This is a genomic window from Nocardioides rotundus (assembly GCF_019931675.1).
Taxonomy (GTDB): Bacteria; Actinomycetota; Actinomycetes; order Propionibacteriales; family Nocardioidaceae; genus Nocardioides; species Nocardioides rotundus.
Window position 1 is genome coordinate 917,479 of record NZ_CP082922.1, and the last position, 13,476, is coordinate 930,954.

General features: G+C 71.1%; 13 protein-coding genes and 1 tRNA gene. 4 read left to right on the forward strand and 10 right to left on the reverse strand.

The window, feature by feature from the left end; all coding sequences use genetic code 11:
* The first annotated feature begins 63 nt into the window (after positions 1-63).
* Positions 64-1,404 carry an MFS transporter gene (locus K8W59_RS04460; RefSeq protein WP_223397548.1) on the forward strand — a complete coding sequence of 447 codons (1,341 nt, stop codon included), beginning with the start codon at positions 64-66 and terminating at the stop codon, positions 1,402-1,404.
* Between the two features lie 17 nt (positions 1,405-1,421).
* Complete coding sequence (locus K8W59_RS04465) at positions 1,422-3,047, forward strand: arylsulfatase (protein WP_223397549.1); 1,626 nt, start codon at positions 1,422-1,424, stop codon at positions 3,045-3,047.
* A gap of 7 nt (positions 3,048-3,054) precedes the next feature.
* Here K8W59_RS04465 and K8W59_RS04470 read toward each other — a convergent pair whose 3' ends face one another.
* Positions 3,055-4,293, reverse strand: coding sequence for a DUF4032 domain-containing protein (locus K8W59_RS04470; protein WP_223397550.1), 1,239 nt, complete (start codon positions 4,291-4,293; stop codon positions 3,055-3,057).
* 11 nt (positions 4,294-4,304) lie between these two features.
* Positions 4,305-4,766, reverse strand: coding sequence for a redox-sensitive transcriptional activator SoxR (gene soxR, locus K8W59_RS04475; protein ID WP_223397551.1), 462 nt, complete (start codon positions 4,764-4,766; stop codon positions 4,305-4,307).
* Positions 4,767-4,813: 47 nt separating this feature from the next.
* On the opposite strand from soxR, the gene K8W59_RS04480 reads away from it, so the two are divergent.
* A tRNA-Thr gene (locus K8W59_RS04480) sits at positions 4,814-4,886 on the forward strand.
* A 343-nt stretch (positions 4,887-5,229) separates the two neighbouring features.
* Here K8W59_RS04480 and K8W59_RS20130 read toward each other — a convergent pair.
* The 8 genes from K8W59_RS20130 to K8W59_RS04520 form a co-directional block, all read right to left on the reverse strand.
* Positions 5,230-5,826, reverse strand: a complete 597-nt coding sequence (locus K8W59_RS20130) for an HNH endonuclease signature motif containing protein (RefSeq protein ID WP_263283285.1) — start codon at positions 5,824-5,826, stop codon at positions 5,230-5,232.
* A gap of 27 nt (positions 5,827-5,853) precedes the next feature.
* Positions 5,854-6,546, reverse strand: coding sequence for a 13E12 repeat family protein (locus K8W59_RS20135; protein WP_263283286.1), 693 nt, complete (start codon positions 6,544-6,546; stop codon positions 5,854-5,856).
* A gap of 293 nt (positions 6,547-6,839) precedes the next feature.
* On the reverse strand, positions 6,840-7,325 hold the full coding sequence (locus tag K8W59_RS04495; RefSeq protein WP_223397552.1) for a GNAT family N-acetyltransferase: 486 nt from the start codon (positions 7,323-7,325) through the stop codon (positions 6,840-6,842).
* 28 nt (positions 7,326-7,353) lie between these two features.
* A complete protein-coding gene (locus tag K8W59_RS04500; RefSeq protein ID WP_223397553.1) occupies positions 7,354-7,965 on the reverse strand; it encodes a DUF305 domain-containing protein in 612 nt (203 codons plus the stop codon).
* A 47-nt stretch (positions 7,966-8,012) separates the two neighbouring features.
* Positions 8,013-8,876, reverse strand: a complete 864-nt coding sequence (pdxY, locus tag K8W59_RS04505) for a pyridoxal kinase PdxY (protein ID WP_223397554.1) — start codon at positions 8,874-8,876, stop codon at positions 8,013-8,015.
* Positions 8,877-8,918: 42 nt separating this feature from the next.
* Positions 8,919-9,683: a dioxygenase family protein gene (locus tag K8W59_RS04510; protein ID WP_223397555.1), complete on the reverse strand. Its 765-nt coding sequence runs from the start codon at positions 9,681-9,683 to the stop codon at positions 8,919-8,921.
* 45 nt (positions 9,684-9,728) lie between these two features.
* Positions 9,729-10,325, reverse strand: coding sequence for a uracil-DNA glycosylase (locus K8W59_RS04515; RefSeq protein ID WP_397195969.1), 597 nt, complete (start codon positions 10,323-10,325; stop codon positions 9,729-9,731).
* Positions 10,326-10,429: 104 nt separating this feature from the next.
* Positions 10,430-11,788 carry an alpha/beta fold hydrolase gene (locus K8W59_RS04520; RefSeq protein WP_223397557.1) on the reverse strand — a complete coding sequence of 453 codons (1,359 nt, stop codon included), beginning with the start codon at positions 11,786-11,788 and terminating at the stop codon, positions 10,430-10,432.
* A 100-nt stretch (positions 11,789-11,888) separates the two neighbouring features.
* Between K8W59_RS04520 and K8W59_RS04525 the strand changes: the two genes are divergently transcribed.
* Positions 11,889-13,466, forward strand: coding sequence for an FMN-binding glutamate synthase family protein (locus tag K8W59_RS04525; protein ID WP_223397558.1), 1,578 nt, complete (start codon positions 11,889-11,891; stop codon positions 13,464-13,466).
* The last annotated feature ends 10 nt before the right edge of the window (positions 13,467-13,476 follow it).

The window sequence follows — 13,476 nt, forward strand, 5'->3', positions numbered from 1 at the left end:
ACGTGCATTGTCCCGCTCAACGAAGTCCTGTCCCATTCTATGGGACAATGAAGGAGTAGCCCGATGGCCACCTCAACCCCCGCGGTCGACGAGGCGTCGATCCGCAAGGTCGCGGGCGCCAGCCTGCTCGGCTCCGTCGTGGAGTGGTACGACTTCTTCCTCTACGGCACGATGGCGGCGCTGGTCTTCAACACCCAGTTCTTCCCCGAGTACGACCCGCTGGTCGGCACGATGATCGCCTTCGGCACCTTCGCCGCCGGGTTCGTCACCCGGCCGCTGGGCGGCTTCATCTTCGGTCACTTCGGCGACCGGATCGGCCGGAAGCGGATGCTGGTCCTGACCATGCTGATCATGGGCCTGTCCACCTTCGCCATGGGGCTGCTGCCCAACTACGCCGCCATCGGCGTCGCCGCGCCGATCATCCTGCTCATCCTGCGGATGCTGCAGGGCATCGGCCTGGGCGGCGAGTGGGGCGGCGCGGTGCTGCTCACCGTGGAGCACGCTCCCGACGGCAAGCGCGGGTGGTACTCCAGCTGGCCGCAGCTCGGCGTGCCGATCGGCCTGCTCTCCTCCACCCTCGCGGTGACCGCGGTGACGATGCTGCCGGAGGAGGACTTCCAGGCGTGGGGCTGGCGGATCCCGTTCCTGATCAGCATCGTGCTGGTCGTCGTCGGGCTGGTCATCCGGCTGAAGATCGAGGAGCCGCCCGCCTTCAAGCAACTGGAGGCCGCGGAGGAGAAGGCCCAGCTCCCGCTGGTCGAGGTCTTCACCCGGCACCCGAAGGTCACCCTCCTGGCGATGGGCGCCCGGGTGAGTGAGAGCGTCACGTTCAACATCTACAACGCGTTCCTGGTGACCTACACCGTGACCGTCCTCGGGCTGGACAACTCGATCGTGCTGGACGCGCTGCTGGTCGCCTCGGTCGTGGGCTTCTTCGTGATCCTCGCCGCCGGCCGGCTCTCGGACCGGATCGGCCGCCGGCCGGTCTTCGGCGCCGGTGCCGCGCTCGCCCTGGTCAGCGCCTTCCCGATCTTCTGGCTGGTCAACACCGAGAACCCGGTGCTCATCACCATCGGCGTGGTCATCGGCTGGGGCATCGCGGCCTGCACCATGTTCGGCCCCGAGGGCGCCCTGTTCGCCGAGGTGTTCCCGACCCGGGTGCGCTACTCCGGGATGTCGGCGGTCTACCAGATCGGCGTGATCCCGACCGGCGCCGTGGCACCGCTGATCGGCACCTCGCTGGTCTCGGCCTACTCCGGCTCGGTCTGGCCGGTGGCGATCTACGTGATCGCGATGGCGGCCATCACCCTGGTCTCGCTGTTCTTCCTGCCCGAGACCCATCGCCGCGAGATCAACGACGTGCGCACCACCGCCGGCGACGACACCGTCACCGCCGCCCCCTGAGCCCTGGAAGGACCCCGATGACCGACCCCTCGACCACCGCCCGCCGCCCCGACGTCCTGCTGGTGCTGGCCGACGACATGGGCTTCTCCGACATCGCCAGCTATGGCGGGGAGATCCGCACGCCGTCGCTGGACCGGCTCGCCGAGGGCGGGGTGAAGCTCACGCAGTTCTACAACACCGCGCGCTGCAGCCCCTCCCGTGCGTCGCTGCTCACCGGGTTGCACCCGCACCAGGTCGGCATCGGGATCCTCAACTTCGACGACGCCCCCGACGGCTATCCCGGCAACCTGGCCGAGGAGTGCGCGACCGTGGCGGAGGTGGTCCGCGAGGCCGGCTACTCGACGTACCTCTCCGGCAAGTGGCACCTGGCCGTCGACATGGACAACCCCAACGACGCCTGGCCGACCCGCCGCGGCTTCGACCGGTTCTTCGGCACGCTCGAGGGCGCGGGCAGCTTCTACCAGCCGCGGACCCTGGTGCGCGGGGAGGAGAACATCGAGCACGAGGCGGAGCAGGAGGGCTGGTTCTACACCGACGCGATCGCCGACCACGCGGTGCGGTTCCTCGCCGAGCACGACGCCGAGCGGCCCGACGACCCGTTCTTCTGCTTCCTCTCCTTCACCGCGCCGCACTGGCCGCTGCACGCGCACCCCGAGGACATCGAGAGGTACGCCGGCCGGTTCGACGCCGGCTGGGACCGGCTGCGGGAGGAGCGGCTCGAGCGGCTGGTCGAGGCCGGCATCATCGACGCCTCCTGGCCGCTCACCGACCGCGATCCGCGGGTGCCGGCCTGGGAGGACGCGCCGGACAAGGAGTGGGAGGCCGCGCGGATGGCGACCTACGCCGCGCAGGTCGACCGGATGGACCAGGGGATCGGGCGGGTGCTCGCCGAGCTCGAGCGCACCGGCCGGCTGGAGAACACCCTGGTCATCTTCCTCTCCGACAACGGCGGCTGCGCGGAGGAGATGCCGCCGGAGTCGGTCAAGGAGTTCGTGGAGTCCTTCGTCCCGATCAAGATGGTCTCGCGCACCGGCGGCGAGGTCGTCCCGGGGAACGTGCCGGGCCTGATGCCCGGCCCCGAGGAGACCTACCAGAGCTACGGCAGGTCCTGGGCGAACCTGTCCAACACCCCGTTCCGGGAGTACAAGCACTGGGTGCACGAGGGCGGCATCGCCACGCCCTTCATCGTCCACTGGCCGGCCGGCCTGAGCGGATCCGCGGGGGAGCTGCGCACGGAGCCGGCCCAGCTGGTGGACGTGCTGCCGACGATCGCCGAGGTCGCTGGGGCGTCGTACCCCACCGAGCGCGACGGGCACACGGTGCCGCCGGCCGAGGGGCGCAGCCTGCTGCCGTCGCTGCGGGGCGAGCAGGGGGCCGAACGCGACCTGTTCTGGGAGCACGAGGGCAACAGCGCGGTACGGCGCGGCCGGTGGAAGCTGGTGCGCAAGCACGCCCGGCCGTGGGAGCTCTACGACATCGAGGCCGACCGCACCGAGCTCGACGACGTCGCGGCCGAGCACCCCGACCTCGTCGCGGACCTGGAGCGGGCCTACGACGCGTGGGCGGAGCGCTGCGGCGTGATCCCGCGGGAGACGGTGCTGAAGCTGTACGCCGAGCGTGGGCACGGACTGCCGGAGGAGTGAGCGGCCCTCACATCAGGCCGAGGTCGACGGTGACGCCCGGCTCCGGCGGGGTCACGGCCTCGTCGGGCTTCTGGGTCAGCACGGTGTCGATGTAGTCGCGCGCGGTGTCGAAGATGTCGATCTCGCGGCCGGCGCGCTCGGAGAGGTACCACCGGTGCACGAGGATCTCGTGGAAGAGCTCGGCGGGCTCGAGCTTGCCGCGCGCCTCCTTGGGCACCATCGCCATGATCGGCTCGTAGATCTGGGTGAGCCACCGGTTCGCGACCAGGTGCCGGTCCTCCATGCCGAGGCCGAGGTGGGCTGTGTAGGCGGCGAGGTCGTTGAGCAGCCTGCGGGCCTGGTTGTCCTCGACGTTGAGGCCGGTGAGCGCCTGGAGCTCGCGGCAGTGGTGGCCGAGCTCGACGACCCGCGGTGAGAGGTGCACCTGCTGGCCGTCGAAGTCGGTGACGATGTCGAGCTCCTCGACGTCGAAGCCGAGCTCGTTGAGCCGCTCGATCCGCTGCTGGATCCGCCACATCTCGTCGGTGCCGAAGTGCTCGGTGCCGGTCAGCTCGGCCCAGAGGGCGTCGTACCTCTCCTTGACCATGGCGATCACGTCGTGGGCGGGCAGGTCGGCGTAGGCCTCGTCGCTGGCCTGCAGGTCCAACAGCTCGGCGAAGATGTTCTCGCAGCCGACTGTGACATCGTACTCCCGCATCTGCGGGGAGAGCTCGGGGCGCAGCTCGCCGGTCTCGGCGTCGACGAGGTAGGCGACGAAGGCGCCGGCGTTGCGGCGGAACAGCACGTTGGAGAGCGAGACGTCGCCCCAGTAGAAGCCGGCGAGGTGCAGCCGGACGAGCAGCACCACCATGGCGTCGACCAGGCTCGGCAGGTCCTCCATCCGGATCCCGTGGGCGAACAGGGCGCGGTAGGGCAGGGAGAACTGCAGGTGCCGGGTGACCAGGGCGCTGGGCAGCGGCTCGCCGTCGGCGTCCTCGCGGCCGGTGACGACGGCCTGCGGCACGACCGCGGGGAGGCCCATGCGCTGGAGGTCGCGGAGGAGTCGGTACTCCCGGAAGGCGATCTCCTCCTGGGTCTCCTTCACCGCGTAGTTGCGCCCGCCGAGGCCGATGATCCGGACCACGTGGCGCGACAGGCCGCGGGGGAGCGCGACGAGCACGTCGTCGGGCCACTCCTCGAGGGGGAGCTCCCAGGGGAGGGTCACCACGGCCGGGTCGGGCCGGTTGGCGACGAAGCGCAGCGCCATGGCGGTGAAGACTAGTGGCTGCTGTCGCCGGGGTCACCCGGCTCGAGGTGTACGGCGCCCGTGCCGCGCGCCGCGGCCGCGTCACCGGGGTTGCGCAATGCGCAGGTCTTCAGGCTCAGGCAGCCGCACCCGATGCAGCTGTCCAACTGGTCGCGCAGCCGGACCAGGCGCTCGATCTGCTCGTCCAGCCGCGGTCGCCAGGACGCGCTGAGCCGGCTCCAGTCCTCCGCGTTCGGCGTCCGCCCGTCCGGCAGGGTCGAGAGCGCCGCGGTGATCTCCTCCAGGGTCAGCCCGACCTGCTGGGCGGCCCGGATGAACCCGAGCCGGCGGAGCGTCGCCTGCTCGTAGCGGCGCTGGTTCCCACTCGTGCGCTTCGCGGCGATCAGGCCCAGGTCCTCGTAGTAGCGCAGCGCGCTGTGGGCCAGCCCGGATCGCTTCGCCAGCTGGCCGATGGTCAGATGCGCTGAGGTCACGCCTCCACCTTAGGATTGGTCCGCCCGCCGGCCCCGCCGGCCGGCAGGCCGGTGTAGCTCAGTTGGTAGAGCGCCTCTCTTGTAAAGAGGATGTCGCGGGTTCGAATCCTGTCACCGGCTCTCCGCTTCGCTGATCGAGCCTGCCTCGTCGGTGGTCGAGCTTGTCGAGACCGCCACCGGGCCCTCGCTGGTCGAGCCCGCCTCATCGGTGGTCGAGCTTGTCGAGACTACGGCGGACCCGGGGGTGAAGAATCGACCACGGGCGGGGGTAGTGCACCCGGTCGGCGGCTGGACGCGTGCATTTCTGCACACGACGCAGGGTTCTTCACGCGGGCGCCAATTCGGTGGTCGAGCCCGAGTATCGGTGGTCGAGCCGGAGTATCGGTGGTCGAGCTTGTCGAGACCACCCAGGCCTATCGGTGGTCGAGCTGGTCGAGACCAGTCTTCGTCGGCGGGTGGCTGGTCACGTGCGTCGGGTGAAGCGGACTTTGCCGTGTTTGTCGAGGTGGTGCTGGTAGGTGGGGTCGTGGATCATCTGGTGGTGGGTGGGGCAGTAGAACCTGCCGTCTTTCACGCTGGTGGAGCCGCCTTTGGACCACGGTGTCTCGTGATGGGCCTGGCACTTGTCGGCGGGCATGTCGCAGCCCGCGGCGGAGCAGCCGCCGTCGCGGACGCCCATGGCGATCCGTTGCGCGGGGGTGTGGAACCGTCTCTTGCGGCCCATGTCGAGCACGACGGAGGGTCCGCCGAGGACGATCGGGATGATCCCGGCCTCACAGGCCAGGCGTCGGGCTTGGCCGGCGGTGATCTTGGACCCGGTGTCCAGGGATGCTGCCTTCAACCCGCCCAGCAGGGTCTCCAGCTCCATGGTGACCACCACGGTCGCGGAGATCCCGCCGCTGGTGGGGAGGGTGTCGGCGGGGCGGGACTCGATCAGCTCGCAGAACGCCTCACCCAGTCCCTTGCGCGACAGCGGCCGATGCCGCGGGGCCTGGACCGGGTCGACCGCACCGTCCACAGCGTCGGCATCGGCCGCGGCGGCGTTGGTCTGCTCGGTCACAGTCGTGGTGGGGTGGGTGTGTTTGGATCAGGCGATCGCGTGGACCTGGCGGCGCAGCATCTCTCCTTGGGCGACCGGGAGGGTGAACCAGCCCCGCATGGTGCCGTCACCGGAGTCCCGGATCCCGAACCCGACCCGCTCCCGTGCGGCGCGTTCTTCGGCCTCGAGTCGTCGGGCTTCTTCGGCGTCCGCGGTCGCGGGGTCGATGACCTCCAACAGCCGCCTGCCCAGGATGCGGAGGTCTTTGGCGTCGTGATCGGCTGCGAGGTCCAGCATCCGCTGGGTGGCGGCGGGCAGCACCCACGCCTCCGCGTCGGCGGGCACCTGCTCCAGGGCGTCGGTGATCGCGCGGGCCTGGTCGGTCAGGATCCGACCCGACTCCAACGCCTCGGCGACCGCGGGGTGGGCCTCGACCTGGGTCGCGAGCCGGCGCAGGGCGTGCGCGTCGCGGCGGACCATTCGCATCCGGTGGGCCCACCAGTTCGTCGTCGACGTCGCGCCGGTCTCCAGACCGGTCTCCACCGACTCGGCCTGGCGCAGCACCCGCAACAACAGCGCATCGGCCTGCGCCCGGGCCCGGGTCAACGCCTCCAACACCTCCCCGGCCTCGCCCGCGGCCATGGACCACACCGGCACCCCGGCCGCCTGCGTGAGTTCGGTCTCGATGCGCGCGACCGCAGCGGCCACCGGGTGGCTCGGATGCAGCGGCTTGGTCGACATACCCGGACTCTTCCAGGCGGCACCGACACTCCCACCCGGCCAACGACCCTCATCCACACCGATCCGGGTCACGATCAGGTCACAGGCGTCAAACCGCGCCACGGGGGTGGTCTCGACGGGCTCGACCACCGAAGGCAGCTCGACCCGGACGGAGACCTGGTCGCGACAAGCTCGGCCACCGAGGGCGGCTCGACCAGCGGCGGAGACCTGGTCTCGACAAGCTCGACCACCGAAGGCAGCTCGACCACCGAAGGCGGCTCGACCACCGAAGGCGACTCGACCACCGGACGGAGTCACGGGCGGGGCGGGAACCACGCCATCAGCACGTCGTCGGCGAAGCCGTCATCCAGCTCGAACTCCTCGCGCAGGACGCCCTCGGTGACGAACCCGCAGCTCTCGTAGAGGTGCACGGCAGAGGGGTTGGTGCTGAGCACGCGGAGGGAGAGCTTGCGCGCGCCGCGGCGTACTGCCTCGTCCTGCGCCGCCCGCACCAGCCGGCGTCCCAGGCCCCGACCCTGCAGGGCCGGGTCGACCGCGACGCCGTTGACCATCAGCACGTGGCCGTGCGAGGGCATCAGCGAGGTGCGCTGCACGATCGCGTACCCGACCACCCGGCCGTCCTGCTCCGCGACGATCACCTCGTCCGCGCTGCGCCGGTCGGAGAAGAACGTGCCGCCCTCGGGAGGGGCTGGCGTCGGAGTGGTCTGGGGCGACCAGGTGGTCCGGTCGAGCGCGACCAGGTCCGCGTCGTCGGCCTGCGTCGCGGGTCGAAGCTCCATGACCGGAGCATCCCACGGAGTCCGGCGATCAGCCCTTCAGCATGCCCCGCATCTGCTCGATCTCGGCCTGCTGGCCGCCGACGATCTCCTGGGCGAGCTTCGTGGCCTCGGGGGACTTCCCGCGCTCGACCTCGTCCCGCGCCATCGCCACCGCGCCCTCGTGGTGCCGGATCATCATCTCCAGCCACATGTCCTCGAATCGCGCGTCGGGTGCCTTCTCCAGCCGGGACATGTCCTGCTCGGTCATCCCGCCGGCCATGTCGTGGCCCATCCCCTCCTCCGGGACCGGCTGGCCCCAGGCGCGCAGCCACCCGGACATCTGCTCGATCTCCGGCGCCTGGGCTGCCCGGATCTGCTCGGTGAGGTCGACGAACTCCGGCGACAGCCCCGGGCGGCCCTGCGTGAGGTCGACCATCGAGAGCGCCTGCGCGTGGTGCGGGATCATCATCGTCGCGAAGTCCACGTCGGCGTCGTTGAAGGCCTGCGAGGAGCCGGGCGACGAGGACTCCTGGGAGGAGGAGTGCCCGGAGTGCCCCGAGCCGCCGGCGCCACCGCCGTCCTCGTCGTTGCCGCAGCCGGCCAACAGGCCGAGGGCGAGAGCGGTGGAGGCGAGGACGGAAGAGGTACGACGAAGGCTCATGCCCTCACGGTACCTATAGGGGGTAGGGGTGAGTCAACGGCCTCGGGTCAGCGGACCTGCGACACCTCGAAGGCCATGCTCGGCTCGGCGATCGCCTGCTGGGCGTCGATCAGTCGCAGCTCGCGCTCGCCGGACTCCAGTGTGGTCCGGAGGACGTCGAAGACCGACGAGGTGGTGCGGGCGAGCGCCTCGGCCGGTGACCCGGTCTCGTGCAGGTGCGCGGTGAACAGCGCGGCGGTGATGTCGCCGGAGCCGTTGGCCTTCAGCGGCAGCCGCGGCGTCTGCACCAGCCAGGCGCCGTCACCGGTCACCGCGAGCATCTCGATCGTGTCCTCGGGGGCGTCGGCGCGATCGACCGAGGTCACCAGGATGGTGCTCGGGCCCAGCTCGCGGGCGGCGTCGGCGCCGGCCAGGATCTGCTCCAGCGACGACGGCGCGCTCAGGTTGTCGTGGCCGGTCATGAAGCCCAGCTCGAACTGGTTGGGCGTGAGGATGTCGGCCACCGGGACGACCTTCTCGCGGATGATCGGCGGGATCTCGGGGTTGACGAAGCAGCCGGACGTGGCGTTGCCCATCACCGGGTCGCAGGTGTACGTCGCCGCCGGGTTGGCCGCCTTGACCCGCCGTACGGCGTCCACGACCACGTCCGCCACCGCGGGCGAGCCCTGGTATCCCGAGAGCACCGCGTCCACCTGGCCGAGCACGCCGCGCTCCTCGATCCCGGTGATCACCGCGCGCACGTCCTCGGGGTCGATGAGCGGACCGCGCCACGCGCCGTACCCCGTGTGGTTGGAGAAGTTCACCGTCAGCACGGGCCACACCTCGTGGCCGAGGCGCTGCAGCGGGAAGACGGCCGCGGAGTTGCCGACGTGCCCGTAGGCGACGTGCGACTGGATCGAGAGGATGCGCATGGGCCCATCCTCCACCCGCGCCGACGGGTGCGGGAACCCAGGTCAGGCGACCTGCAGGGAGCGCTTGGAGAGGCCCAGCCAGAACCCGTCGAAGAGCTGCTCGCCCGGCGTACCGGGGTCGGTCGCCGCGCCCAGGGTGATGAACAGCGGGGTGAAGTGCTCCACCGTCGGGTGGGCGTAGGGCATGCCGGGGGCGCGGGAGGCGTACGCCGCCAGCTCGTCGACGTCGCCGCGGGCGAGCGCCTCGCCGGCCCACGCGTCGAAGTCGCTGGACCAGCCCGGCGCCTCGGCCTCGATCCGCCAGTCGGTGAGGAACGGCAGGCCGTGGGTGAGGAAGCCCGAGCCGACGACCAGCACGCCCTCGTCGCGCAGCGATCGGAGCCGGGCGCCCAGGCCGAGGAGGGTCTCCGGGTCGTGGGTCGGCAGGGACATCTGCACGACCGGGATGTCGGCGTCGGGGTACATGATCTTCAGTGGGACCCACGCGCCGTGGTCGAGCCCGCGGGAGGTGTGCTGGTGCACCTCGCCCGGCAGCAGCGCCTGCAGCCGGGCGGCCAGGTCGCTGGCGTGCGGGGCGTCGTAGGTCTCCTGGTAGTACTTCGGGTCGAAGCCGCCGAAGTCGTAGACCAGCGGAACGTCCGGCGCGGAGAGGGAGATCGGCGCGGACTCCCAGTGTGCGCTCACGATCAGGATCGCCGTGGGACGGGGCAGGGCGGCCGACAACTTGCCCAGCTGGCCGGACCACAGGGCGTCGTCCAGCAGCGGCGGGGCCCCGTGGCCCAGGTACAGCGCCGGCATCCTCTCCATGCGCTTATAGTTTCATGTTCAACTAGTTTTGTCGAGGGTGCTCGGTCAGGGGAGGGTCCAGTCGACCGGCGTGCCGCCCTGCTCCTCCAGCAGCCGGTTGACCCGGGTGAAGGGGCGCGAGCCGAAGAAGCCGCGCGAGGCCGAGAGCGGCGAGGGGTGCGGCGACTCCACCCACGGGATCGGGCCGAGCAGCGGCTTGAGCGACTGCGCGTCGCGGCCCCACAGGATCGCCACGCACGGGCCGCCGCGCCGGGCCAGTGCCGTGATGGCGCACTCGGTGACGCTCTCCCAGCCGCGGCCGCGGTGCGAGGCCGGCTCGCCGGGCCGCACGGTGAGGCTCCGGTTCAGCAGCATCACGCCCTGGTCCAGCCAGGGCGTCAGGTCGCCGTTGCTCGGCGGGGCGACCCCGGTGTCGTTGACCAGCTCGCGGTAGATGTTGACCAGCGACCGGGGGAGCGGGCGGACGTCGGGCGCCACCGCGAAGCTCAGGCCGATCGGGTGCCCCGGCGTGGGATAGGGGTCCTGCCCGACGACCAGCACGCGTACGTCGGCCAGCGGGCGCGAGAACGCACGCAGGATCTGGTTCCCCTCGGGGAGGTACTGCCTCCCGGCGGCGATCTCCTCCCGCAGGAAGCGGCCCATCGCGGCGATCCGGTCGTCCACCGGAGCCAGCGCCTCGGCCCAGTCGGGAGCGACCAGGCCCTGGTCCACGAGTCCGGAGAGCGCGCTCACGCCCGTCACCCCGGTCAGCGGGCCAGGGCCCGCGAGCCGGAGGAGCCGTAGCGCCGCTGGGTGTTGGAGCCGATCGCCTCCCTGCTCGGACGGGCCGAGGAGCGCTTCGCGCCCTTCTTCGCGGGCGTCTTCCTCGCCGTGGCCTTCGTCGCCTTCGCGGGCGTCTTCTTCGCTGGAGCCTTCGCCGCCTTGGCGGGAGCCTTCTTCGCTGGAGCCTTCTTGGCGGTGGACTTCTTCGCCGCGGACTTCCTGGCAGGTGCCTTCTTCGCCGTCGACTTCCGGGCCGTCTTCTTCGCCGCGGCGCGCCCGGACCACTCGGTCAGCCACTCGTCCAGGGTCACCCAGGTGGTCTCCCGGGCGGCGCGGCCGGTGAGCATCCCCAGGTGCCCGCCCGGCACGATCTCGAAGCGCACCTCCTCGGCGCCGGTCAGCATCGGCAGCACCGTGCGCACCGAGGCGACCGGCGCGATCCCGTCGGTGGCGCCGGCGAAGACGAGCACGGGCACGGTGATCGCGGCGAGCTCGATCGTGCGATGGTCCAGCTCGACGGCACCGTGCCGGAGCTGGTTGCCCTTGACGAACCGGTGGTAGAGCTGCCCGAAGGTCCGACCGGGGTAGGCGATCATGTTCGCCGCGAACCGGTCCACCGCCTCGATCTGGGCGAGGAAGTCGGCGTCGTCCAGGTTGCGGGCCAGCGCCAGCGGCTTGGTCACCAGCTTCTGCACCGAGGTGAGCTGGAAGGCCCACTTGACCACCGGCTTCGGCGCGCCGCCCACCGCCTGGTAGACCCGGGTGATCGCCCCGCGCTCCAGGCCCGGCACGGTCAGCAGCGGGCGCAGGGGAGCCACCAGCGGCACCTGGGCCACGTCGAACGGCGCCCCCAGCGAGGTCACCGAGGCGATCGGCAGGTCCGGCGAGTCGGCCGCGGTGAGCAGCGCGAAGATGCCGCCCAGCGACCAGCCGACCAGGTGCACCGGGCGACCGCCCGCGTGCTCGGAGGCGGCGCGGACGGCGTTCGGCACGACCTCGTCGATCCAATGCTCGATCCCCAGGGCGCGGTCCTTGAACTGCACCTCGCCGTACTCCACCAGGTAGGTGGGCCGTCCCTGCTGCACCAGGTGCTCGACCAGCGAGCACGACCGGCGCAGGTCGTAGCAGAGGGCGGGGGCGGCCAGCGGGGTGATGAGCAGGACCGGGTCGCCGGTCTCCTCCACGCCCGGCGCGGGCCGGTAGTGGTAGACCTCGCGCAGGTTGCCCTCGTCGATCAGCGTGCGGGGCATCGCGCGCAGGTCGGCGACGCTGCCGTAGATCAGCTTGTGCGCCACGTTGCTGGCCGCCGCGACGACCTGATCGGGCTTGGGGATCAGATCCATACGCCGAAAATACCCGCCCGCCCGCCGGGACGTCGTACGAGCCTCGGCGCAAGCCCCCGGGGTGGTCGACAACGGCGCAGCGGAGGGATAGGACAGGGGGATGAAGTGGACCCGTGCCGCGGGCCTCGGTGCGGCCGCCCTGGGGGCGGTGGCCGTTCGGGACCTCACCCAGAAGGAACATGCCCTCAAGCGCAACTACCCCGTCGTGGCGAACGCGCGCTACTGGCTCGAGCGGATCGGCCCCGAGCTGCGGCAGTACATCGTCACCAGCAACGACGAGGAGCGCCCGTTCAGCAGGGATCAGCGGGCCTGGGTCTACCAGTCGGCCAAGCGGCTGGACAACTACGTCGGCTTCGGCACCGACAACGACGTGGAGCACCTCGACGGCTATCCGATCATCAAGCACACCACCTTCATCGGCCGCGGCGCCGCGACCGGCCGGCACGCCGGCGAGGGCGTCCCGATCCCGGCCGCCAAGGTGCTCGGCGGCCCCCGCGGACGCGCCAAGGCGTTCCGCCCCGCGTCGGTCATCAACATCTCTGCGATGAGCTTCGGCTCGCTGTCCGCCCCGGCCGTGACCGCCCTCAACAAGGGGGCGCAGCTGGCGGGCTGCCTGCACAACACCGGCGAGGGCGGGATGTCGTCCTACCATCTCCAGGGCGGCGACCTGATCTACCAGATCGGTACGGCGTACTTCGGCTGTCGCGACGAGCAGGGCCGCTTCTCCCTGGACCGCCTGGTCGAGCGGATCGAGGGCTCGCCGGTGAAGGCGATCGAGATCAAGCTCTCCCAGGGCGCGAAGCCCGGACTGGGCGGCATGCTGCCCGGCGCCAAGGTGACCGGCGAGATCTCCGAGATCCGCGGCATCCCCGAGGGCGTCGACTGCGCCAGCCCGTCGCGGCACTCGGCCTTCCACGACACCGACTCGATGCTGGACGTGGTCGAGCAGATCGCCGACGCCACCGGCCTGCCGGTGGGGATCAAGTCGGCCGTCGGCAACCTGCAGTTCTGGGACCTGCTCGTGGAGCATATGGCCGACCGGCAGCGCGGCGTCGACTTCGTCACCATCGACGGCGGCGAGGGCGGCACCGGAGCCGCGCCGCAGGTCTTCTCCGACGCCGTCGCCTACCCCTTCCGGATCGGCTTCTCCCAGGTGCACCGCCGCTTCGTCGAGGCGGGCCTCGCCGACGACGTGGTGTTCATCGGCAGCGGCAAGCTCGGCATCCCCGAGAACGCGGTCGTCGGCTTCGCGCTCGGCTGCGACCTGATCAACGTGGGACGCGAGGCGATGCTGTCCATCGGGTGCATCCAGGCACAGAAGTGCCACACCGACCACTGCCCGACCGGGGTGGCGACGCAGAACAAGTGGTTCATGCGCGGCCTGGACCCCGAGGACAAGTCGGTGCGCTGCGCGAACTACATCGTCTCGCTGCGGCGCGACCTGCTGAAGCTGTCCGAGGCCGTCGGGGTCGACCACCCGGGCCTCATCACTCCGGACGACGTGGACATCGTGGTCGCCCAGAAGGGCATCCGCCCGCTCGCCGACGTCTACGGGTACGACGGCGCGGCCGCCTGTGGGGTTCTCGGTCCCGAGCTGGCCGAGGAGATCGCCGAGATCATGCGGCGCCAGGCCGACGAGGCGGAGCAGAAGGCGCGGGAGGCGAGCCCTTCACACTGACCCGCGGAGC